Annotated in this window: 20 protein-coding genes and 1 tRNA gene; 7 read left to right on the forward strand and 14 right to left on the reverse strand. The window is 36.6% G+C overall.

Annotated features, from left to right (window positions below; translation table 11 throughout):
- Positions 1–97: 97 nt before the first annotated feature.
- The 6 genes from HGP29_RS08905 to HGP29_RS08930 all read left to right on the forward strand — a co-directional run bounded on the left by HGP29_RS08905 (position 98) and on the right by HGP29_RS08930 (position 6,471).
- Positions 98–829 carry a type III pantothenate kinase gene (locus tag HGP29_RS08905; RefSeq protein ID WP_168882016.1) on the forward strand — a complete coding sequence of 244 codons (732 nt, stop codon included), beginning with the start codon at positions 98–100 and terminating at the stop codon, positions 827–829.
- Positions 813–2,108, forward strand: coding sequence for an OmpP1/FadL family transporter (locus tag HGP29_RS08910; protein WP_168882017.1), 1,296 nt, complete (start codon positions 813–815; stop codon positions 2,106–2,108). Before HGP29_RS08905 ends, HGP29_RS08910 begins: the two co-directional genes overlap by 17 nt.
- A 17-nt stretch (positions 2,109–2,125) precedes the next feature.
- Positions 2,126–3,781: a tetratricopeptide repeat protein gene (locus tag HGP29_RS08915; protein WP_168882018.1), complete on the forward strand. Its 1,656-nt coding sequence runs from the start codon at positions 2,126–2,128 to the stop codon at positions 3,779–3,781.
- An 85-nt stretch (positions 3,782–3,866) separates the two neighbouring features.
- The gene (locus tag HGP29_RS08920) at positions 3,867–5,006 is read left to right on the forward strand and encodes an alpha/beta hydrolase-fold protein (protein ID WP_168882019.1); all 1,140 of its coding nucleotides are present in this window, start codon (positions 3,867–3,869) and stop codon (positions 5,004–5,006) included.
- A 112-nt stretch (positions 5,007–5,118) separates the two neighbouring features.
- Positions 5,119–5,784, forward strand: a complete 666-nt coding sequence (locus tag HGP29_RS08925) for a hypothetical protein (protein ID WP_168882020.1) — start codon at positions 5,119–5,121, stop codon at positions 5,782–5,784.
- 87 nt (positions 5,785–5,871) lie between these two features.
- The gene (locus HGP29_RS08930; RefSeq protein WP_168882021.1) at positions 5,872–6,471 is read left to right on the forward strand and encodes a hypothetical protein; all 600 of its coding nucleotides are present in this window, start codon (positions 5,872–5,874) and stop codon (positions 6,469–6,471) included.
- Positions 6,472–6,545: 74 nt separating this feature from the next.
- Here the strand turns inward: HGP29_RS08930 and HGP29_RS08935 are convergent, their stop codons facing one another.
- From HGP29_RS08935 to HGP29_RS08965, 7 genes are all read right to left on the reverse strand, one after another.
- The gene (locus HGP29_RS08935) at positions 6,546–7,892 is read right to left on the reverse strand and encodes a flagellar basal body-associated FliL family protein (protein WP_168882022.1); all 1,347 of its coding nucleotides are present in this window, start codon (positions 7,890–7,892) and stop codon (positions 6,546–6,548) included.
- A 34-nt stretch (positions 7,893–7,926) separates the two neighbouring features.
- Positions 7,927–8,622: a c-type cytochrome gene (locus tag HGP29_RS08940; RefSeq protein WP_168882023.1), complete on the reverse strand. Its 696-nt coding sequence runs from the start codon at positions 8,620–8,622 to the stop codon at positions 7,927–7,929.
- Between the two features lie 26 nt (positions 8,623–8,648).
- Positions 8,649–9,263, reverse strand: a complete 615-nt coding sequence (locus HGP29_RS08945; protein ID WP_168882024.1) for a DUF3341 domain-containing protein — start codon at positions 9,261–9,263, stop codon at positions 8,649–8,651.
- A gap of 13 nt (positions 9,264–9,276) precedes the next feature.
- Positions 9,277–10,704, reverse strand: coding sequence for an NrfD/PsrC family molybdoenzyme membrane anchor subunit (gene nrfD, locus HGP29_RS08950; protein ID WP_168882025.1), 1,428 nt, complete (start codon positions 10,702–10,704; stop codon positions 9,277–9,279).
- A 67-nt stretch (positions 10,705–10,771) separates the two neighbouring features.
- Entirely contained in the window at positions 10,772–13,990 is a 3,219-nt protein-coding gene (locus tag HGP29_RS08955; RefSeq protein WP_168882026.1) for a TAT-variant-translocated molybdopterin oxidoreductase, read from the reverse strand.
- Between the two features lie 60 nt (positions 13,991–14,050).
- Complete coding sequence (locus HGP29_RS08960; RefSeq protein ID WP_168882027.1) at positions 14,051–15,301, reverse strand: c-type cytochrome; 1,251 nt, start codon at positions 15,299–15,301, stop codon at positions 14,051–14,053.
- A 605-nt stretch (positions 15,302–15,906) separates the two neighbouring features.
- Positions 15,907–15,977 (reverse strand) — tRNA-Cys (locus HGP29_RS08965).
- A gap of 209 nt (positions 15,978–16,186) precedes the next feature.
- Between HGP29_RS08965 and HGP29_RS08970 the strand changes: the two genes are divergently transcribed.
- Positions 16,187–16,720 carry an acyl-CoA thioesterase gene (locus HGP29_RS08970; protein WP_168882028.1) on the forward strand — a complete coding sequence of 178 codons (534 nt, stop codon included), beginning with the start codon at positions 16,187–16,189 and terminating at the stop codon, positions 16,718–16,720.
- An 89-nt stretch (positions 16,721–16,809) separates the two neighbouring features.
- On the opposite strand, the gene HGP29_RS08975 is transcribed toward HGP29_RS08970, so the two are convergent.
- The 7 genes from HGP29_RS08975 to HGP29_RS09005 form a co-directional block, all read right to left on the reverse strand.
- Positions 16,810–17,829, reverse strand: coding sequence for a phenylalanine--tRNA ligase subunit alpha (locus HGP29_RS08975; protein WP_449401706.1), 1,020 nt, complete (start codon positions 17,827–17,829; stop codon positions 16,810–16,812).
- Between the two features lie 258 nt (positions 17,830–18,087).
- Positions 18,088–18,552 (reverse strand): FKBP-type peptidyl-prolyl cis-trans isomerase, encoded by a 465-nt coding sequence (locus tag HGP29_RS08980; protein ID WP_168882029.1) that lies wholly within the window; start codon positions 18,550–18,552, stop codon positions 18,088–18,090.
- Between the two features lie 151 nt (positions 18,553–18,703).
- The gene (locus HGP29_RS08985; RefSeq protein ID WP_168882030.1) at positions 18,704–18,958 is read right to left on the reverse strand and encodes a hypothetical protein; all 255 of its coding nucleotides are present in this window, start codon (positions 18,956–18,958) and stop codon (positions 18,704–18,706) included.
- A 13-nt stretch (positions 18,959–18,971) separates the two neighbouring features.
- The gene (locus HGP29_RS08990) at positions 18,972–20,165 is read right to left on the reverse strand and encodes a class I SAM-dependent methyltransferase (protein WP_168882031.1); all 1,194 of its coding nucleotides are present in this window, start codon (positions 20,163–20,165) and stop codon (positions 18,972–18,974) included.
- A gap of 65 nt (positions 20,166–20,230) precedes the next feature.
- Positions 20,231–21,310: a butyrate kinase gene (gene buk / locus HGP29_RS08995; RefSeq protein WP_168882032.1), complete on the reverse strand. Its 1,080-nt coding sequence runs from the start codon at positions 21,308–21,310 to the stop codon at positions 20,231–20,233.
- Positions 21,311–21,312: 2 nt separating this feature from the next.
- A complete protein-coding gene (locus HGP29_RS09000) occupies positions 21,313–22,221 on the reverse strand; it encodes a bifunctional enoyl-CoA hydratase/phosphate acetyltransferase (RefSeq protein WP_168882033.1) in 909 nt (302 codons plus the stop codon).
- Positions 22,222–22,290: 69 nt separating this feature from the next.
- The gene (locus tag HGP29_RS09005; RefSeq protein WP_168882034.1) at positions 22,291–22,662 is read right to left on the reverse strand and encodes a hypothetical protein; all 372 of its coding nucleotides are present in this window, start codon (positions 22,660–22,662) and stop codon (positions 22,291–22,293) included.
- Positions 22,663–22,688 lie beyond the last annotated feature (26 nt).

The following is a 22,688-nucleotide window of genomic DNA, read 5'->3' on the forward strand; positions in this document are numbered from 1 at the left end:
AATTAGTGTGAAATAATTTTGATTAAAGACTTGATAAAGGTAATTATGTAGAATGCACACTACTAATTATCAATAAGATAAGTTTAGATAGTTAAGAATGAACAAGAGAGTAGCCATTGATATAGGTAACACCTTGATTAAAGTTGGTTATTTCAAAGACAACGAATTAATAGAAGTTGGTGTCTATGATGATGACGTTAAACTTATTCAAGCACTATATGGTTTCTCTTGTGAATGGATAGGGGTCGCAAATGTTGGTTCAAACGATAATAATTTGATTCAGCAGCTAAAAAAAGATTTCAAAGTATTGGAGATAACATCAGGTAGTCACCTACCCTTTAAGAATGTATACGCCACTCCAACTACTTTAGGAGTTGATAGAATAGCCGCAATTGCAGCTGCTCAAGAAATCTATCCTAATTCAAACTGTCTTGTTATAGATATTGGAACGTGTGTAACCTTTGATTTCATTACAGAAGGTAATGAATATCTTGGTGGTGCGATATCCCCAGGTATTGACATGCGACTAAAGGCGATGCACACGTTTACGGCAAAATTGCCTATGATATCTGTAGAACATCTTGATCAAGAATTAGTCGGTAATAGCACAACAAATTGTATGCTCTCTGGAGCTATCAATGGATTAACTGCTGAAATAGAAGGAACAATCCTTCGTTATGAAAAAAAATTTGGCAGAATTAATACTTTGTTGTGTGGTGGAGTAGCAAATACTTTTGAATCTAAATTAAATTCAAGCATCTTTGCTGACCGAAATCTGGTTCTCAAAGGAATCGATAGTATTCTGAGATTACATGTACAAACGAATTAATTATATCATAATCACTTGCCTTGCATTCATCGCTTTCACTAATAAGGTAGAAGCACAACAAGGTAACGCTCCTTTTACAGCATTAGGAGTAGGTAAACCAGTAGAACCTGTTTCTGTAAGAAATATGGGAATGGGATATACAGGTGTAGGTCTTGCTAGTTATGGTCACTCTAACTTGTTAAACCCTGCAACTCTAACTTACAACAACCTTACTTTATTCGAAGTGGGTATGTATGTGGAACAAAGAGATTTAGTTGCGGAGAGTCAAACACAACAAGATTACGGTGGAGGCCTTAGCTACATGACATTTGCTTTTCCAGTGAGTCAAAGATGGACAATGGGTGTTGGTTTTAAGCCTTACTCTGTTGTTAGTTATAAATTCTCACAAGCAGATACTTTATATGCTCCAATCAACGGACAAAACATTCCTGCTGGATATTACGGTATCCAGAATGAAGGTAAAGGAGGTATTAACCAAGTTTACTTCAGTAATGCTTTTAGAGTAGCAAAATGGCTATCTGTTGGTTTAGAGTTAGGATATAACGTAGGTGTTATTGAAAAAGTAACGAAGACTGAATTGCTAAACGGAAGTAGTGACTTCATTTCAGCAAGAGGTATTCGTCTAAATTATAGAGGGTTGGTTTATAAACCTGGTATCTATCTTTCAAAGCACTTCGGTCCTAAAGAAAAAGGTCATCGTATTAACTTCGGTGGTACATATACTTTTGAGCAACAAATTGGCGTAAAACGTCTAGAGGATATACAAACACGATCGACAACTGATTTAGTATTAAATCGTGATACACTTATTGTTGATAACTCTCAGAATGCAACCATGCCTTCTGAAATCGCAGTAGGTATTAGTTACGAATTAGTCGGAAAATTAGCAGTCGCTATTGATTACAAAAAACAAAGCTGGTCTGAGTTCGTTAATTACGACGGTACCAGTGATTTATACGATGCTTTTAAGGTAGGCCTCGGTTTTGAATACACTCCTGATTATTTATCAGCTTCAAGTTATTGGAAGAGATTGACTTGGAGAGGTGGATTCCAATATGGAGAAACCCCTTATCAAGCATACGGTGAAAAAATTAAAGAGTATGTAGTGACGGCAGGTATTGAGTTCCCAATGGGATTCTCTTCGCTATCAGTATCTGGTGAATACGGATGGATGAGATCTGATATTCAAACTGTCTCTTCGTTTGAAGACCGTCATTATAGATTAAATATAGGTGTAACAATCAATGATCGCTGGTTCGTAAGGCGTCGAATCAACTAATCAATCGAATTTCAAACATGAATAAGTTAGCAACTTTTCTATTAGGTTTCTTGTTTGTAGCTGGTGTAGCTCAAGCACAAGAGGAGTCAACTGAGTCAAAAGATAATGGCTTAACAGAACAAAAAGCTGCCGATGGTAGCGTAAAAAAAGGATGTGATGCAAGAGGTTATTGCTGGGGTGAAAATGTAGAGGAAGCAAAATCTAAGTACACTTTCTTCTCAGATAACATGAAAGCAAAAAATTATAGCAAAGAAACGCTAGATGCTTTCGATTACCTTTATACTAACGCTCCATATATCCACAAGAATCTTTATATCTACGGATTAAAATTATATAAATCTTTAGTTTCTTCGGAATCAAAGAAAAAGGATGCAGCGGACAAAGACCTTATCGTTAAGTATGAGGATATGGTTCTTAAATTATATGATGACAGAGGTAAATACTTCGGTTCAGCTGACAAATGGGAATCAGAAAAAGGTAAATACCTTTACAGATATTACAAAGATCGTCCTGACTTTAACGACAACCTTCCTACTTACTACGATTTCTACCACAAAATCGCAGAAAGAGATGGCGTTAAAACTGACGACTCTAACATGTCTGCATACGTTGCTATCGTAGCAAAATTACATGTTGCTTACAAAAAAGCTGTTCAAGGTTTCAACAAAGATCCTAAGACAAAAGCACAAAAATCAGCAATTCTTACTGCAAACTCTGTAATTGAAAATGCTGATGGAAAATATACAGATGCTCAAATCAAAGAATATACTGCTAAGAAAACTGCTGCTGAAAAAGAGTTAGTAAACTTAGAAGCAAACTTTGAAGCAAACGATCCAGAATTCAAAAAATACAAGTCTTACAACGAAGATTGGTTAATGGACGAGTATGATTTCATTTCTGAAATTGCTACTAAAAACGTAGAGATTGCTGAAGCAGCTAAAAAAGAAAAAGACGTAAAAGCATGGTCACGTATCCAAACAATGGCTGACAAGTACATTATGGGTATGTTGAACATTGACTGTGACTTCATCAACAACAAATTAGGTGCTAAATTCAAGGCTAACCCTGAGGATTTAGCAACTGCTAAGAAAATTGTTGGTTACTCTATCCGTAAGAAATGTATGGACGGTCCTTACTTCTTACAAGCTGCAGAGGTTGTTTACAATGCTGAGCCTACTCCAGCATATGCAAACTTAATCTCAGGTCAATACATCAAAAAAGGTGACACTGACAAAGCTATCGAGTGGAAAGAGAAAGCAATCGAATTATATTCTGAAGATCCAGCTAAACAAGCTGAAACTTCTATCGACCTTGCAAAACTTTACAACAAGAAAGGTTTAAAATCTCAAGCTCGCGCACAAGCTTATAAAGCTGTTGAGTACGATTCAAATATTGCTTCTGAAGCTTATACTTTCATTGGTGACTTGTATATGACTTCATTCAAACAATGTTTCGAGTCTTCTGAAGACAACGTACAAGAAAAAGGATGTTACTTAGCTGCGTACGATATGTACAAAAAAGCAGGTAACTCTTCTAAAATGGCTCAAGCTCAAAAGCAATTCCCTACTAAATCTGATGTATTTACATTAGCTGCAAAGGGTTATGCTGAAGGTAAAACAATCAACGTTGGATGTTGGATTGGCGGTACTACAACTATCCGTCTTCGTCCATAATTCAAAATTTGAATAGATCTAATAAGCCTCATACTACTTCAGTATGAGGCTTATTTCTTTTAATAACCTTTTATCTCTATTGAAAATGAAAAATTATTACATACTACCATTCCTTTTCATATTATTCTTTGGCTGTAACTCTTCCAATAAAGATGAGATTACTGTCACATGGAAAGTAGAATTAAACCACCCAACCGATAAAATAATCCATATTGTTGGTAATCAAGAATACCTTGGATATTGGAACCCTTCAGTGGTTACCATGAAAAAGGTGGATGAACTTCATTGGGAATTCACCCACAGTGTTGAAAAAGGTAAATTAATTGAATTTAAATATGCTTTAGGTGATTGGAAATTTCAAGCAGCTGATGGAAATGGTGTCGAAAAACAAAATGAAGAGTTTATTGCTCCTAAAAAGGACACTACGATAGTTACTCATATTCCACAATGGACAACAGGAGAAGAAAAAAAGATACAAGGACAAATTACTGGTCATGTCAAATACCATAAAAAATTTCATTATGATGGTCTAATCGACAGAGATATTATCGTTTGGCTCCCTCCTTCTTACAATACGAAAAAAGATAAAAGGTATCCGGTGCTTTACATGCATGATGGTCAAAATATCATCGACCCTAAAACAAGTTCATTTGGTGTAGACTGGCAGGTTGATGAAACTGTAGACAGTTTAATTCAAGCCAATCAACTTGAAGAAATCATTATCGTCGGCTCCTACTGTACACAAGATAGAACAGATGACTATGGCGATACTGAAAAAGGTAAATTATATCGTAAATCACTCGCTGTTGATCTTAAAAAGTTTATTGATGATAATTATAGAACTAAGACTGATAAGCAAAATACACTAGTAGCAGGATCGTCTATGGGAGGACTGGTCAGTTTTATGATTGCATGGGAATATCCAGATGTATTCAAAGGGGCCATTTGTATGTCACCAGCATTCAAATATGAAGAATTTGATTACATCAACTCCATCATCAAAGATCCTAAAAAAGACCTTGTTTTATATATTGATAACGGTGGAAAACAAGTTGATATCGTTCTTCAACCTGGAGTTGAGAAAATGGAAAAAGTTTTACTAAACAAAGGATATAAGCTCAATAAAGACTTGTTCGTAGTTGTTGATAAACAAGCCAGACATTCCGAAGGAGATTGGGCTAAACGCTTTCCGAAAGCAATAGAAATATTTTTTAAGAAACAATAAGTTTTATTTCAAACAATAAGCCCCTTAATTCTATTAATTTTGCAGAGTTAAGGGGCTTATTTTATTCCCTTATCTGTACCGCTTAAAATTCATATCATCAAAAAAGTATCAAATGAGAAAATATATATATTATATATTCACCATTATCTGCTTATATACTAGTTCACTACAAGCTCAAAATTACCGTTCAAATGAGAAACTATTAGCAGAAAAAGAAAGTAAGCTTAACGAGCTACAAGAGCATTTCAGTATTGATTCTCTTACACTAAACAGTATGATCTATGGACTCAATCGTCAAATAAAGACCATCGAACAAGAGAGAGATTCTGTACAAGATTACTTAGCCTCTATTGTTCCTAGCAACCATGTATTTGGAACAATCAAAAAAGATATAAGTATTAATAATAGAGAAGAAGAAAAGGATTATTTCTTTAACCAAGGAGATACCGTTCAACTCATTAATCACTCAAAACATACTTATACCTTGTTAGCAAGTAATGATCAGGCGCTTACAATTAATACAAAATACATCAAGCCTCTAGAAGGAAAAAAGAAGACCACTTCATTAATTGCTCAATATCAAATTAGAATGGAGGATTATCAAAAAATCATTGATGAAAACCCTTCTGCCGAATGGTATGAATTTGATATCAAAAGAGTTCAAAAAGAAAGAGATAATTATCAATTAGAATATGATCAACTGGTCAAAGAAATATCTATTTTAAAAGAAGAAATTAACCTTTTAAAGACTGAGATATCTAAAAAAACAACTTCTTAGACATTTTCTTAAAGGAGTTTTTGATCTATATAATGTATGAGTTGTCTAAATAAGTAGAATTATAAATCTCTTTTTAGACAACTCTTCATGAAACCCATTACTATTCTATTTTTATTCAGCTCGAGTATTCTATTCGCTCAAGAACAAAAGCAAGATTTTTTCAATTCTGTCAGCTTTAGCTGTCTCGCTATTACAGAAATTGCTGGTCAATGGCGTCCTTTTGATGACGAGGATGAAGACTGGTATAATATCCCATTAGAAGATAGAAAAGAAGAAGACATTCCCCATGCTTTCTTTTCTGGAGGATTCGATTTCCAATTAAATTATACGATTGATAAAGCCGCACTAATAGGTATAGGTTGGCAAAATCAATATTTTACTGGTCGCGATATGCTCGCGCCTATGAATACTTATTATCTACATTTCAGAACAGGAGATGATTTTGATAGTAAATACTGTTTATATGTAGAACTTGATTTAGGAGGCTGTTTTATGGACAAATACCTTGAGGGAATCATGTATAGAGCGACTTTTGGGATAGAATTGAATGAACTTAAACTTCTAAGACTAGTACCTACTGCAAATGTTTATATCGGACAGAGAGTATTAAGTAATATATCTAGTATTAAACATGCTGGAGGATTTTATAATATGATAGGTCTAAGTGCTGGTTTTAGATTCAATTAAAATCTCGAAATAAAAAAAACCTCAAACTCTTACGAGAATGAGGTTTTTTTGAGTATCAGCGAAGTTCTCACCTGTTAAGTATGGTGATGAACCGATTCTTCAATCATTGGGTGATTTTGAGGAATTAAACCGCCTTTGCTTAAACCTGTAAAGTACAAGTATAAGAAGATAGAAAGGAAGATTAAACCTGAACCGATCTCAGTAAGACCGAAACCACCGTTTTCCTTCAATGTACCTGGGATGATTAATAACGCATATTCTAAGAAGTGACCGAAAATTACTACTACAGCAACAATTTTCATTAATAAAGTCTTACGCTTAGAATCTCTTGTCATCAATACGAAGAATGGGAACAAGAAGTTAGTAATTAGGATAGTGAAGAATAAAGGAGAATATGTTGAGCTTCTCAAACGATCAATAAAGTAGATTGTTTCTTCTGGAATGTTCGCATAGTAAATCAATAAGAATTGAGAGAACCATAAGTACGACCAGAAAATTGAGAAACCAAACAAGAACTTACCTAAATCGTGTAAGTGATTCTCGTTTACATGTTTCAAGTATCCCATCTCTTGTAGAGTAACTACAAACAATGACATAAATGCCACAGCTGTAACTAACCAACCTGCAAGGATATACCATCCAAATAATGTTGAGTACCAGTGAGTATCAATAGACATGATCCAATCCCATGAAGTGATTGACTCTGAGATACCAAAGAAAATTAAGAAAGCAACTGAAATACGTTGAGCTTTTCTAAAGTACTTTGTAGTACCTGACATGTCTAAATCTTCTTGCTTAGTGATTTTGTTAAGAACAAAACCGAAGAACGTCCAAACAGAAACGAATAGAACCATTCTGAACAAGAAGAATTTAGTATTTAAGAAATCCGTCTTACCTGCAATGATCGCATCATAAGCAGGAGAATTAGGATCTGCAATACCATCGTGTGTCCAGTGGAAGATTGTATGAGAACCTACTAAAAAAGTAAGTAATAAAACAACACCACCTACAGGAATAAACTGACGGAAGTTCAACATCACTCTCATAATTAATGTTGGCCAACCTGAGTTAGCAACATATTGAAGAGCAAAGAAGAAAAATCCTAATAATGCTACACCTGTGAAGAATACACCACTCATCCAGACATCAACAATAATACGATCATACCAGTGGAATTCAGCGTGATGTCCACCGCCATGAGCGTCACCGTGAGCGTCACCTGAGTGAACCGAAGCCACCTCAGTTGCATGCTCTACTGCAGCATGATGATCATCATGACCACCGCCCATCATCAAGAAGATTGCACCCAACACAAACAGTACCACACCGATACCGCCGATGAGCAACACGTTCTTCTTCAGTTTTCCTTCAAAAGAAAACTGTTCTTGAATATTCTTAAGATCTACATCTACGTGTGCCATATCTCTAAATATAGTTTAGGATCGTTGGGACGACCTAGTTACCTTGAAGTTTTCTAACATATTTCACGACAGCCCAACGCTCTTGTGGGTTAAGCTGAGACTTGTGAGCCCACATACGTCCTTTACCGTGAGTAATTACAAAGAAAATATGCCCGTCAGTGGCTTTCTTGATAGACTTACCTTTCAAGTTAGCAACACCACCGTACACTTTTCCTACTTTACCTTTACCGTCACCGGCCTCACCGTGGCAAGGCATACAGTAAGCTGTGAAAAGGTGCTTACCTTGAGCTACTACCTCTGGAGTTGCCTCCAATGGGTTTTTCAAGTTTTCTGCTGCCCAATCTGCTTGATCTTTTGAGATATCCATATAATATAATAACTCTTGATCAGGAGTAGCTGCAGCCTCCTTAGTTACTGCTGTAAAGTTTTGACGTTTTACAGTACCAGCAACTGGATCTTTAACGTTGATTACTTTTTTCTCACCTTTTGAGAAGTAATCATTATAAGGGTTTGAGTTGATGAAGTCTGGATAGTAGAACTCTTCCAAAACGCCACCCGCGATTCCCTCATACGTGAACTGAGAAAGCGGCTCGTAAGGTACAGAATGGTACATTTGAGGAGCATATTCAAGACCAGTAAAATTACCGTCACCTTGAATCTTACATCCTGTCATCGCCAATGCTGCTGCACCAATTGCTATCGCTTTCATTACAACTTTATTGCGTCGCATGTTTGCGTAATTTAATTCGTGAACAATTATCCTTTTAACTCTCTTGCAGAATCGGTAACTCCTTTAGTAAACAAGTCAACAACATACTCAAGGAAAGAGGCTTTCTTTTCTTTTTCAGTGAAGCTTTTGTTGTTTACTTCTTCAGCACCTACTTCTTGCAACAACGCTTTCAATTCATCTTCTGATAAAGAATTAGTAGCTAAGTCAATAGCCATAATATGTTTATCATCAGATTGACGACGGTCAAAAATTTGAGGAACCTTGTGAGGTTTCAAATCTTGAGATACGAAGAACGAACCCGCCATACCAAAAGCTGAGAATAATACTGTTAATTCGAATGTGATTGGCACAAAGTCAGGAATTGCGATAAATCCTTTACCACCGATAATCATTGGCCAATCAAAGCCCATGATCCAAGATTGTAATAAGATAGCACAAGTTGTACCTAGAGCACCGAATCCGAAAGCAGCTCTTGGCATCCAAGAACGCTTATATCCTAAAGCATCTTCTAAGAAGTGAACTGGATATGGAGTGAATACCTCATAGATTTTCACACCTTTCTTTCTTAAAGCTTTTACCGCTTTAACAAGTACATCTTGATCACCAAAAACGCCTACTAAATAATTTGTGTTTTTTTCCATCTCAAAATGCTTTTTATAGATCAACTGGAACTCTATCTGCCTCAGGAACTACTTCGTTAGAAATAGTACGACGAGACTTGTACACCTTAGAATCAGAATCTTTCAATACTGATTTTACCTCTGCCATGTTTACTACTGGGAAGTACTTCGCAAATGCTAAGAACAATGTAAAGAACAATCCAAAAGTAAATACATAACACATCACATCATAAATCGTTGGATGGAAGTATAACCATGATGATGGTAAGTAATCACGGTGTAGTGAAGTTACGATAATTACGAAACGTTCGAACCACATACCGATGTTTACTACGATAGAAATAAAGAAGATAAATGGAATATTAGTCCTTAATTTCTTCACATAGAATACTTGAGGAGAGATTACGTTACATGCCATCATTGACCAGTATGCCCACCAGTATTGGCCAGTCATACGGTTTACGAATGCATATTGTTCGTATTCTACACCTGAGTACCAAGCGATAACGAATTCTGTAATATAAGCGATACCTACAACAGAACCAGTAATTGTTACTACTAGTGACATCATTTCGATGTGCTCCATTGTGATATAGTCTTCCAACTTGTACAACTTACGAGTTACTAACATTAGTGTTAGTACCATGGCGAAACCTGAGAAGATCGCACCTGCTACGAAGTAAGGAGGGAAGATTGTTGTATGCCATCCTGGAATTACTGACGTTGCAAAGTCCATTGATACAATTGTGTGTACTGAAAGTACTAGAGGTGTTGATAAACCTGCTAAGATCAATGAAACTGCTTCATAGTGCATCCATGTTTTCGCTGAACCATTAAAGCCCATTGAAAGCATACCGTAGATCAGACGAGGAACTGGCTTAATAGCACGGTCACGGATAGTTGCAAAGTCAGGAACTAAACCAATGAACCAGAATACTAATGAAACCGAGAAATACGTCGAGATCGCAAATACGTCCCAAAGTAAAGGGGAGTTAAAGTTCACCCAAAGAGAACCGTAAGTGTTTGGCAATGGTAATGCCCAAATACCACCAATCCAAGGACGACCCATGTGTACTACTGGCCAGATAGCGGCACAGATTACGGCAAAGATTGTCATTGCTTCTGCAGCACGGTTAATTGATGTTCTCCATTTTTGACGGAATAACAACAATACCGCTGAGATTAGTGTACCTGCGTGACCGATACCTACCCACCATACGAAGTTAGTGATATCCCACGCCCATTGAACTGTCTTGTTAAGACCCCAGCGACCAATACCTGACCACAACAAGTCACCTAAATAGTAACCTCCTGCGAGTAAAAGAACAAGCGATAAGCCCATTCCAGCAAACCATCCCATAGATGGGTTACCTTCTACTGGTCGACAGACATCTTCTGTTATGTCCTTGTATGTTTTACCACCAGTTACCAGTGGTTCACGGACTTTCGATACAATCTGCATTTTATCTTATGTAGAGTATGAATACTAAACTTAATTTGCGAGACCCTCGAGATTAACTCGAAGGTTTCTATGAGTGCTTGGCGTCTTTGTTTCTTACCTTAGCTAGGTAGTAAACGTTAGGACGTGTATTGATTTCATCTAATACATTGTATGCACGCTCTTTCAATTCACCCTCTAATAGTTGGCGAACTCCAGATTCTGGGTTATTCAAGTCACCAAACTTGATTGCACCAGTCGCACATGCAGAAGCACAAGCTGTTGAAACGTCAGAGTCAACCAATGGACGGCCTTCTCTCTTAGCATTCAACTTACCTGCTTGAGTTCTTTGAACACACATAGAACATTTTTCCATCACACCACGAGAACGAACAGTAACGTCTGGATTTAATACCATCTTACCTAAATCGTTATTCATGTGATAGTCAAACTCCTCATTGTTATGGTATTTGAACCAGTTGAAACGACGTACTTTGTAAGGACAGTTGTTCGCACAGTATTTAGTACCGATACATCTGTTGTAAGTCATTTGGTTCAATCCTTCAGAAGAGTGAGTAGTTGCAGCTACTGGACATACAGTCTCACAAGGAGCGTTGTTACAGTGCTGACACATCATTGGTTGGAATACTACTTCTGGGTTACGTGCAGCACGCTCCATTTTAGCATAATCCGTTAATGATGCATTTTCTTCCTCAGTAAATTCTTCTTCTGGACGTTGGCTGTAGTAACGGTCAAGACGTAACCAGTGCATCTCACGACGGTTGATTACTTCTTCTTTACCTACGATTGGCACATTGTTTTCAATATGACAAGCAGTTACACATGCCGAACAACCATCACATGAGTTCAAGTCAATTGCTAATCCCCAGTGGTGATTAGGGTATTCATGAACATCAGCTTCGATTCCTGTTACAGAGTTCCACAATAATGCAGTACCTGGCTTTTGTTCTTTCGGTCTGTGATCATCCTTCTTGTAACCGTCATTATTAATATCCCAAGCTGAGATATCTGTAGGTTTTTCTTTTCCATTATAAGTAGAAATCATTACCTCATGACGAGAAGCAGCAGGGTTCTTCACATATTCTGCTAAAGTAGTTTCTTGGATGATTGACTCACGGCTCATGATAGTTTCATGAGTTTGAGTTTGAGCTACTTGCTCAGTTTCACCAGTTGCTACAACAGAAACACCTGAAGTAATAGCATAAGTAGTAAGACCTTTTGCTGATAATAATGACATTGCATTGAAACCAGCAGCCTCAGCAGCTACTTTACCTACTTTTTCTTGACCATAACCTAAAGCTACAGCAACTACACCAGATGCAAGACCTGGCTGCATAATTACTGGTAGTTTAAACTTACCAGCTTTTGTAGTAACCTCAACAACTTTCTTCTGAGTTTCAAACTCTTGATGAGCTTCTAACTTTTTAGCATCCTCAGGAGAGATTGCTACGAAGTTACCCCAAGTCACTTTTGTGATTGGATCAGGAGTTTCTTGAATATAAGGGTTGTTAGCCATTGCACCATGCCCCATTACTGAAGCAGAGTAAGCTACAAATTCCCAATCAGAAGAAGTTTTAAATTTAGCAGCTACTTTGTTACCTGCTGAAGCAGCATCGAATGAAGCAGAATAATCTACATCACTTGAGCCCGCATCATGAACAGATTTATAGCTACCTGTATTTTCTGTTTCGAAAATACCATTGTGTAATGATCTCACCCAGAATGACTGTGCATTTCCTTCGCTAGACTGAAGTGCAAAAATGTCTTTTTTCCAGAATGATTTCACTAACTCATCATACTCTTCTTCAGAACCCATCCAAGTTAAGAATGAATCTTGAGCTTGACGAGTATTAAAGATTTTGTTGATTGTAGGTTGTGCTACACTGAAATATCCTCTCTTAAATTCTGCATCATTCCATGCTTCCAAGAAGTGAGTATCAGGTGCATTGAACGTACAAAGAGCAGCTGTTGTATCTAAACGATCATTTGTCGCTACAGAAAGCTTAGCTTTCTTAATACCTGCTGCAATTTCTTTACCTCTAGCGTAATCATAAACAGGGTTACAGTTATAGAATACAACTGCACCATATTTACCAGCTTTCAATGAATCAACAAATTTGTTCATTTGAACATCTGATCCTTGACGAGTGTAAAGAGGAGTATTTAAATCGATAGTCTTACCGTAGTTCGATAACATTTGGTTGATACCGTTCACTAAAAGTTGAACATTGATATCATTGATACCTGAAACTACTAAAGACTTACCTTTTGCTTTCAACAATGCCTTAGCAGCACGTGAAATATTAGCGTCTTTGATTGTACCTTTTACAGTAGCGTTACCTGTAGCCTTTGCAACTGCGTTGTAAAGAGCTGCTACTGCTAATCCTTCTTGCGAAGGTTTTAAAGGTGAACGGTAATCTGCTGCAGCACCAGTTAATGTCAACATTGTTTCAAAAGAGAACAATTGAGACATTTTCTTCTTGTTTGGTCCTACTTTACGTGTTGCAGAAAAGTCTGTAGAGAAAATACCAGGTGCTACCCAGTTTCCTAAGAAGTCAGCATTAAAACTAACTACTACATCTGCTTTTCCGAATGCATAAGAAGGAACAGCTGCTTTACCGAACTGTTGTTTATTCGCTTCAATAATTGCAGAGTTGTTGTCTTGGTCGTATGTTACTACTTCCGCATTAAACTTATCTGCAAATTGATTTAAAACTTTCTTAGTTGATGGTGATACGATAGAGTTTGAAACTACCGCTACCTTACCAGCTGCATTTAAACCTTTGATGATTTCCGCATCAGCCTTTTTCCAAGTAGTTTTTACACCACCCTTAGAAGGATCTTTTGCTCTAGACTCATCATAAAGTCCCATAATAGATGCATTCGCACGAGCAGTAATAGCTCCGTTTGAATACTTAGAGAATGTGTTACCTTCAATAAAGATAGGACGACCTTCTCTAGTCTTAACTACTACAGGCATTGCATCAGAACCGTTGAAGAAAGTTGAAGCATAATAGTTTGCTACACCTGGATCAACGTTTTCTGGCTTATTTAGGTAAGGAATAGCCTTCTTAACTGGAGCCTCACAAGCTGCTAAAGAAACCGCAGCTACAGAGAATCCCATTACTTTTAAGAAGTCTCGTCTGTTGCTTTTGAATTCCCCTTCCGAGTTATCTCCGTAAGCATCTTTAATAGGAAGGTGCTCTGGGAATTCTTTGTCAGCATATTTTACAAATTCAGGGTTGTTGGTTAGTTGCTCAACACCCTTCCAATATTCTTTCTTTGCCATTTCTCTGTTGTAGAAAATCTGTTGAAAGCTTAGTGAACAAAAGGTCCAAAAAGCGACAAATTAGTAGTGACATTTAGCACACTCTAAACCACCAATGTCTTTTACTTTCATTGGTTCTTTAGAAGTAGCATCGTGCATTTCTACCATCTTGTCATAATACGCATTACCTTTTGCGTTTACATCTGTCTTACGGTGACAGTCGATACACCAACCCATTGTTAATAATGAATGTTGTTGTACTACTTCCATCTTCTCGATTTCACCGTGACAAGTTTGACACTCGACACCACCAACTTTTACGTGTTGAGAGTGGTTGAAATACGCTAAATCTGGCAAGTTGTGAACACGTACCCATTGGATAGGCTCGTCATTCTCAATCGCTGCATAGATTTTTTGGATCTCAGGCGAGTTTTGACGGATACTGTTGTGACAGTTCATACAGATGTTCGCTGAAGGGATGTTCGCGTTTTTAGATTTTTCTACACCTGTGTGACAGTACTTACAATCAATCTCGTAATAACCTGCGTGAAGCTTGTGTGAGAATTTGATTGGTTGATCTGGAGCATATCCTTGTTGTACACCGATAGCGAATAAAGCATCAATAGTTACTTTAGCTACTACCATTACGAATACAAAAGAAGATAGTCCGATGAAAATTTGGCTTTTGAAGATAGCTGCTAAGCTAAACTTCTCATTGATGTATGCCTCATCTTCTGGATCAAGACCTTTTTGTTGTCTTAAGTATTGAGTTAAAACGTTAGCTAAAACTACTAATACAATTAAGACTACACCTAGTAAAACTAGTAAACCGATAATCACTCCAACTAATAAGTTAGAAGAAACTACCATACCTTGAGGAGCTGCTGCTGCCTCACCTGTAGCGTCTGCTGCTGCAGCTGCCGGTTTAGCTGGACCTTTTATCGTCGCATCTTTAACATATGCTAAAACCTGTAAGATCTCTTCATCTGAAAGATCTTGGTTAGGCATAATAGTAGGTTTGAACTGATCGTATAATGCTACTGCGTAAGCATCACCACTTTCAATTGTTTTACCTGGATGTTTGATAAAGTTAGTCAGCCACTTGACATCACGACGCTCATAAACATTCTTCAGCGCCGGCCCGACGCCCTTTTCGTGTACTTGGTGACAGGAAGAACAGTTTCCATCGAAAAGTTCCATCCCGGCCGAGATTGCTGCTTCATCAGTAGGAATGCCATCACCCTGTCCAAACACTGATGTGCTTGCCAAGAGTAATCCGCATACTACTGCCAATATAGAACGCAACCTTAATACACTTCTGCCGATACTCATACCATTGAAGTTTTTATACAAAAAATTAGATGAAATATGCAATTGTACATTCGAGTGCAAAACTAATACGGGTACAACTTATTTCAAACTTGTAAACAAATTGGCATTTAATGATAAAAACACAAATATTAACCGCTAATCATTTTCATTTCAGCAACTTACGAGTAAAATAGTGCAATATTTTCTTGTTTAGAATAATTCCAAATTACAAAATTTAATGACATTTGACATCTTTTTACTAATAATCAATATCAGTAAAATGTGTCAACACTCTTAAATTTTGCTAACAAGCTTAAATACTCGGTTGAACAAATATTCAAGTTAATAGATTAAAAACAGGGTATATTGAAAATAACAACGGGTTGATATCGCTAATCAAAGGAATTTGGAAGCAAGAAATGAACACACTATAAACTAAATATACTACTCTAATAAGTTATCAATATCTTAAAATAATACTTCCATTTTTTTTAAAAGTGAACTAAGTTTCAACTTAGAAAATCCTCACTGAATCAACTTATGTTTTGCACTTTAAAATGTGTAACGGGAAAGAAATTAGTGCAAATAAAAAAGGCCCGAACTATTTCTAGATCGGGCCTTTGTAGAGGTGCCAGGCGGATTCGAACCGCCGTACGCGGTTTTGCAGACCGATGCCTAGCCACTCGGCCATGGCACCCTTTACCTTGTAAGACGATGCAAAAGTAATACATCAATTTTAATCTCCCAAACGAATATTCAAAAAAAAGAGTAAATAAAATTTAAGTTTCTGTATACCAAAACAGTAATTTCGTATATAAATTGATTTTATTGTTATTCGGGGATATAATTCATATTTAGAACTAAATTATAATATCTATTTTTGCCCAACTATATATTTAAACACATATGAAATTGGAGAAAAAAGCAAAAGAATCATTTGTAACAAGTGCCGAAATGGTACTTCCTAACGACACGAACCCTTTAAATAATCTAATGGGTGGTAGATTATTACATTTAATGGATGTGGTCGCAGCTATTTCTGCTCAGAAACATTCCAATAGAATTGTCGTAACTGCTTCAGTAGATAATGTTTCTTTTAAACATTCTCCTGCACTAGGCGATACAGTTACTCTAGAAGCTCATGTAACAAGAGCATTTAACTCATCTATGGAAGTCTTTATTAGGGTCTGGAGCGAAAATATTCCGAATGGGACCAAGGTAGAAACAAACAACGCATTTTTCACATTTGTGGCTGTAGATCAATCTGGAAGACCGATCACAGTACCAAAGCTTATACCTGAAACAAAGGAAGAAAAAAGACTCTATGAGGGGGCTTTACAGAGAAGAGAAGTTAGGTTGATGATGGCTGGTAGGATCAAAGCAAAAGATGCCACATCATTACATTCAATATTTGAAGATTACAAGAATGGAGCGGAATAGAAAAGCTATTCTTCACCATTAATCTTATATATAAAAAGGTCACCTTTTACAAGGTGACCTTTTTAATTTCATCTAATTTATAATTTTGCTTATAAAGCTGAGAATTGACGTAAGAATCTAAGATCATTCTCAGTAAATAACCTTAAATCATTGATTCTGTATTTCAACATCGTCATACGTTCAATACCCATACCGAAAGCAAAACCTGTATATTCTTCAGGATCAATACCCGAAGCTTTTAATACGTTTGGATCTACCATTCCGCATCCTCCAATTTCTACCCATCCAGTATACTTACAGATGTTACATCCTTTACCACTACAAACAGTACAGCTCACATCAAGTTCGGCTGATGGCTCTGTGAATGGGAAGTATGATGGTCTTAATCTAATTTTAGTATTAGGACCGAAGAATTCTTTTGCGAAATAATATAAAGTATCTTTTAAATCTTTGAAAGATACATTCTTATCAATATATAAACCTTCTACTTGGTGGAAGATACAGTGTGCTCTAGCTGAAATAGTTTCATTTCTGTATACTCTACCAGGAGATAAAGTTCTAATTGGAGGCTTTTGATTTTCCATCACACGTACTTGCACTGAAGAAGTGTGAGTACGAAGAGCAATATCAGGATCTTTCTCGATAAAGAAAGTATCTTGCATTTCTCTAGCAGGGTGATTTGGAGGAAAATTTAAAGCAGAGAAGTTGTGCCAATCGTCTTCGATTTCTGGACCTTCAGAGATATTGAAGCCAACACGCTCGAAGATTCTTGAAATTTCCTCACGAACTTTTGTAATTGGGTGAACAGAACCCATTTCGTTAGGAATATTTGGCAACGTTAAATCACTGTGCTCAATATCTGAAGCTTGTAAAGACTCTAAAGTATCTTGAAGCTCATTAAATTTATCTTGAGCAGCGTTTTTTAAAGCATTCACTGTTTGTCCAAAAGTCTTTCTTTCTTCTGGAGCGATTTCTTTCATTTTTGAAAAAAGATCAGCGATAATACCTTTTCTACCAACAACACCTACACGGAATTCTTCCAGCTCTTCTTTAGTTGCAGCTGTAGCCTTCTCTATTTGTTCTTCAATTTTTTTTATCTGCTCAAGCATAATTTCCAATTATATATTGAGAGTGGTCAAACCACACAAAATTCAATTTATTAGTAAGTAAGATATAATACCATCCCACTTCAACTCGCAAATTTAAAAACTTTCTTATGGTATAACACGAGTTAGGTCATAAAAACCTATTTATGTTCAACTTTTTTATGAATCTTTTCTTATAAAAAAGAAAAAACGCTCCTTACCAAGCGGTAATGAAGCGTTTTTTATATTCAAAGGGAATCGAATCCCGATAAATCACTTTAACTAGCAGTTGCAGTTTCCGTCCTCACACTCAGCGTCGTCACAAACTTCAACTAATTCGATATCGAAGTTTAAGTCTTTACCCGCCATTGGAGAGTTAGCATCAACTTTGATGATTTCTTCAGTCAATTCAACAACAGTTGCTGGAATTGGACCTTGAGGGCTTTGTAAACCAATTTGATCACCTACGTTAGGGTTCATATCTGCAGGGATGTCGCTACGCTTGAACTCGATGATTAAATCTTCACGAGCAGGACCGTAAGCTTCGTCACATGGGATATTTACTGACTTCTTGTCACCAACTTTCATACCTTCTACAGCTGCGTCAAATCCTTTGATCATTTGACCTGCACCTACAGTGAAAGCGATTGGTTCATTTCTGTCATAAGATGAATCAAATTTATCACCATTGTTTAAAGTACCTAAGTAATGTACTTTAACTTTTTTTCCCTTTTCAGCTACTGACATTTGTCTATACTTTAGAATGTTAAGAGCGAACACCCGCTCTAAAATCGTGTGCAAAAATACAAAGATGTCAAAGGTTTACAATAGTTGATTAATAGTTATTTAAAAGTATAATGAAAAATTATCCCTTCAGCACTAGTAATCAATCAATTAACTACTTTTTCTTTTTAAAAAGTACTACTAAACCATCCGTATAACTGAAACCCCAGCCACCTGAACCTACGTTCGATGAACTTGCTGAAGATATTGGCGTTACACTTACAAGTTTATAACCTTTTGCAGCATATTTGTTCACACATTCTTCTAATAAAGTAGCCGTACCGTCTCCGCTTACTTTCACTGATCTTAGACGATCAGAAGTAGTACGTCTAGATTCTTTCTTTGTTTTTAAGTATACCGTTTTGTACATAAGATTTGATAGTTTACTGTGATGTTGTAACACGTTCGCATACTACTAAAATTTTCTCGTTGTTTAGTATTGTTGTAGCGAAAATATAGGTATCTCCCCCATCTTTTAATTTCAGTTTTGCTTTTAACTGATCTACTGTTTGAGGAAAATTACGCACAGATAAATTTGCCTTAGCGTTAGGGATTTCTTTCTTCACCGCTTTTTTCTGTACAGGCACTGTTTTATTGATTAAAAACCTTCGTCCAGGAAAGTTTTCTAAAAGAGTATCCGATGTATAGAGGTGTGTGTTTAGGTGTAATTTTTTCAAGCCAAATTGACTTGCGATTACTTTAAAGCCACCACCTTTCATGACAGAAGCATTTGGTTCGTATAAATATTGTTGCAATTCACTTGCCAATTCTACTTCTAAGTACTCTTCATCCTCATGAATAAACGAAAAAGTAACAGTTTCTTCCTTTCCCTTTAAATCGACACAATGAATATTGGTTTTATCCAACTGATTTTGAAAATCGACCAAGAACAAAACTTCTTTACATTCTCCATCTACTGCCACTACCCAAACATCCGTTACTTTCTCTAATTGACGTAAAGTGTGTTTTATATCAATCATTGGAGATAACTTGATCAATAAAGTCGCTGACTTTTGTTGAAAGAGGTCAATGTGTTCTAAAACATTTGGCTCACATTCATCAATGCGAACAAGTTTTCTATTCTCCTTATCTCTTCTTGCCGGATCTATATAAATAGCATCTAACTCAACATCACTTTCTGCTAACCACTGCAAACTATCACCACTGATCACAGTAATGTTTTCTCGTCCTAAGACGTTAAAGTTCCTTTGTGTTACTTCTGATAAATCCTCTTGTCTTTCAGCATATATCACTTGATCAAAAGAATATGAAAAGGCCCAATCATCTACACCCATTCCACCTGTGAGATCGATAAGTGTTTTTCCTTTGATTAAGCTTGCTTTATGCCTTGCTGCTCTTTCTGATGAACTCTGTTCCAAAGGTACCTTTGCAGGATATTCTATATCAATGTTGTTATACCAAGCCGGAAGTTTCTTCTTGGCTTTTTGTCTTGATACTATTTGATGTGCAGCTACCTTGCTATCTACATCAATTAGTTTCTGAGACATCAATACCACATCCGTTGGATTGGCTTTTTCATTGTTTAAAATAAATTCTTTGGTTGCTTTGTTTATCATTGATTATAAAAAATAAATATACATCTGATGATCAGTGTAAATTTTCATCAGATGTATATAAGTTTCTAAAATTCAGTTGAGCCGTATCTCTTCGGTGTTGTTTCATTATTCAACACTCTATTACCATTCAGAGCTAATGCCCACATTTCATCTTCCCCAGGGAAAATTTCAACATCAGCAATATGAGCTACTTTTTCTGTAATCTTATCTGTCAACCATTTCCCGTAGGCCATTCCCCCTGTTATAAGAATTGCATCTACTTTATTTTCTAATGGGACAGTCATACTACATATCTCTTTTGCTACTTGGTAGATCAAGGCTTCCATTACCGCTAACTCTTCCTCTTCACCTACTTTCGCTTTATCCTCTATTTCTTTTGCATCGTTAGTACCTAAATAGGCGGTCATTCCCCCTTTACCTACTAACATGCTAATCATTTCTTCCTGAGTATATGCACCACTAAATGCAGCTCTAATTACATCTCCTACAGGCAAAGAACCTGACCTTTCTGGTGAAAATGGCCCTGAACCATCTAATGCCTGATTAACATCTACCACTTTACCTAAAAGGTGTGCACCTACAGAAATACCTCCACCTAAATGAACAACAATTAATCTTAATTCATCATAAGATTTGTTGATCTTTTTCGCATATGATCTAGCTACAGCTTTTTGATTTAATGCATGAAAAACAGACACTTTTGGAAACTTAGGATGTCCAGATATACGAGCAACATCTGATAATTCATCTACGACTACTGGATCTGCGATACATGCCTGTACATTTCCTTCTTGTGCGATATCAAATGCTATTTTAGCCGCCCAATTGCTAGCATGCTTTCTTGGTGTTTCCTTTAAATCGTGAAGTAGATCTTCATCTACTAGATACACCCCAGATTCAATAGGTTTTGATAGGCCACCTCTCGCCATCACAATATCTAAATCAGAAAGAGCAACAGACTTTTCCTTTAAAAATTCAATCACTTTTTGCTTTCTGAAATTTAGTTGTTCATCTTCTTCCTGAAACTTGTTCAGTTCTTCAGTAGAATGTCGTAATGTTTGAGTGTAAAGCTCATTTTCACCATCATAGACCGCCACTTTTGTTGAAGTGGATCCAGGATTGATGACTAATATTTTATGACTCATAATTAAAACTCAATAGATGCAGCTGCCAAACGGATAGAATTCAATTTAGTTTCCATTGAATCAGCTCTTGATGTTAAGACAATCGGTGCTTTTGCTCCTAAAATTATCGACGCCACTTTTGCACTTGCAAAGAAGACAAAAGCCTTGTATAAAACATTTCCGGCTTCGATATCTGGAACAAGTAAAAGATCGGCATTCCCTGCCACAGCTCCTTTAATTCCTTTATGAGATGACGATTCCTGACTAATTGCATTATCAAAAGCTAATGGGCCATCAATTTCACAATTTCTGATTTGCCCTCTATTGGCCATAATAGTAAGAAGCGCAGCATCTAAAGTGGCTGGCATTTTTTCGTTAACCATTTCCACTGCTGCTAAAGCTGCGACTTTAGGTTTTTTGATACCAATTTTACGAAGGAAACCGATCGCATTATTCAAGATACCAATTTTTGTATCCAAATCTGGAGCAATGTTCATTGCCACATCTGTTAAAGCTAATGGCTTATGGTAAGCTGGAAGATCAAAAAGAGCTAAATGAGAGATTACTCTACTTTTCTTAAGTCCCCATTCTTTGTTTAAAACACCCCTCATTAATTCTGCTGTAGAAATATGACCTTTCATTAAAAAGTCAGCCTTACCGTCATGAATTAATGAAACTGCTGCTTTCACCATTTCCTTGTAATCGACTCTATGGATGATTTGAACATCGTTTCCGAACTCAAATCCGAGTTCTTCACATAAAGTTTTGATATCATCTTTATTACCGACAAGAACTGGCTCAATGATATTTTCCTTGTATGCCTTATATACAGCTTCCAAGGCATTATCATCTGCTGCTGCACAAAGAACAAGTCTTCTTTTTGTAGTTTGATTATTGAGAATTTCTACAAGTTCAGAAATGCTTTTCAACATAATATTTAATGGTTAGTAAAATGGTTTTATGCTTATATGTTTGAGCGAAAGTGCTCTATGGTTTCTATATTATAATGGGATAATCTCTAGGATAGAAAATGATTTTTCAAATTCCATCACTTTCACATGAACTTTTTGACCTACTGAGGCGCCAAGTTCACCTTTAAATCGGGCTGATATCTTAGTGCCTACTTTCGGATATCTGGTAACACCTGGACCACAACCATCTAAAGACTGAACTCCGATGATGACACCATTTCCTTCAACAGTCAGTAATTCTCCATAAAAAACACATGTTCCCGGAGATACCCTTAATCCCTTGTTGTTTCCTGTTACTTGATCTGCATCGCTTCCTCCTACGATTTGTACTTGGGATGCAGACCTACAACTTATCATCATGATAAGTACAACAAAAAATAACCATTTAAGTCTATTTCTCATATTTTTCATATTTGCCACGAAGATAA

Source organism: Flammeovirga agarivorans, from assembly GCF_012641475.1.
Classification (GTDB): domain Bacteria; phylum Bacteroidota; class Bacteroidia; order Cytophagales; family Flammeovirgaceae; genus Flammeovirga; species Flammeovirga agarivorans.

What these genes read in the sequence shown, in the direction of transcription:
- HGP29_RS08970 (WP_168882028.1), top strand. Translation starts at nt 16,187, where the DNA reads ATGAAATTGGAGAAAAAAGCAAAAGAATCATTTGTAACAAGTGCCGAA.
- HGP29_RS08990 (WP_168882031.1), bottom strand. Translation starts at nt 20,165, where the DNA reads ATGATAAACAAAGCAACCAAAGAATTTATTTTAAACAATGAAAAAGCC.
- HGP29_RS08945 (WP_168882024.1), bottom strand. Translation starts at nt 9,263, where the DNA reads ATGGAAAAAAACACAAATTATTTAGTAGGCGTTTTTGGTGATCAAGAT.
- HGP29_RS08940 (WP_168882023.1), bottom strand. Translation starts at nt 8,622, where the DNA reads ATGCGACGCAATAAAGTTGTAATGAAAGCGATAGCAATTGGTGCAGCA.
- HGP29_RS08915 (WP_168882018.1), top strand. Translation starts at nt 2,126, where the DNA reads ATGAATAAGTTAGCAACTTTTCTATTAGGTTTCTTGTTTGTAGCTGGT.
- HGP29_RS08905 (WP_168882016.1), top strand. Translation starts at nt 98, where the DNA reads ATGAACAAGAGAGTAGCCATTGATATAGGTAACACCTTGATTAAAGTT.
- HGP29_RS08985 (WP_168882030.1), bottom strand. Translation starts at nt 18,958, where the DNA reads ATGTACAAAACGGTATACTTAAAAACAAAGAAAGAATCTAGACGTACT.
- HGP29_RS09000 (WP_168882033.1), bottom strand. Translation starts at nt 22,221, where the DNA reads ATGTTGAAAAGCATTTCTGAACTTGTAGAAATTCTCAATAATCAAACT.
- HGP29_RS08955 (WP_168882026.1), bottom strand. Translation starts at nt 13,990, where the DNA reads ATGGCAAAGAAAGAATATTGGAAGGGTGTTGAGCAACTAACCAACAAC.
- HGP29_RS08935 (WP_168882022.1), bottom strand. Translation starts at nt 7,892, where the DNA reads ATGGCACACGTAGATGTAGATCTTAAGAATATTCAAGAACAGTTTTCT.
- HGP29_RS08980 (WP_168882029.1), bottom strand. Translation starts at nt 18,552, where the DNA reads ATGTCAGTAGCTGAAAAGGGAAAAAAAGTTAAAGTACATTACTTAGGT.
- HGP29_RS08930 (WP_168882021.1), top strand. Translation starts at nt 5,872, where the DNA reads ATGAAACCCATTACTATTCTATTTTTATTCAGCTCGAGTATTCTATTC.
- buk (WP_168882032.1), bottom strand. Translation starts at nt 21,310, where the DNA reads ATGAGTCATAAAATATTAGTCATCAATCCTGGATCCACTTCAACAAAA.
- HGP29_RS08960 (WP_168882027.1), bottom strand. Translation starts at nt 15,301, where the DNA reads ATGAGTATCGGCAGAAGTGTATTAAGGTTGCGTTCTATATTGGCAGTA.
- HGP29_RS08910 (WP_168882017.1), top strand. Translation starts at nt 813, where the DNA reads ATGTACAAACGAATTAATTATATCATAATCACTTGCCTTGCATTCATC.
- HGP29_RS08925 (WP_168882020.1), top strand. Translation starts at nt 5,119, where the DNA reads ATGAGAAAATATATATATTATATATTCACCATTATCTGCTTATATACT.
- HGP29_RS09005 (WP_168882034.1), bottom strand. Translation starts at nt 22,662, where the DNA reads ATGAGAAATAGACTTAAATGGTTATTTTTTGTTGTACTTATCATGATG.
- HGP29_RS08920 (WP_168882019.1), top strand. Translation starts at nt 3,867, where the DNA reads ATGAAAAATTATTACATACTACCATTCCTTTTCATATTATTCTTTGGC.
- HGP29_RS08975 (WP_449401706.1), bottom strand. Translation starts at nt 17,829, where the DNA reads ATGCTTGAGCAGATAAAAAAAATTGAAGAACAAATAGAGAAGGCTACA.
- nrfD (WP_168882025.1), bottom strand. Translation starts at nt 10,704, where the DNA reads ATGCAGATTGTATCGAAAGTCCGTGAACCACTGGTAACTGGTGGTAAA.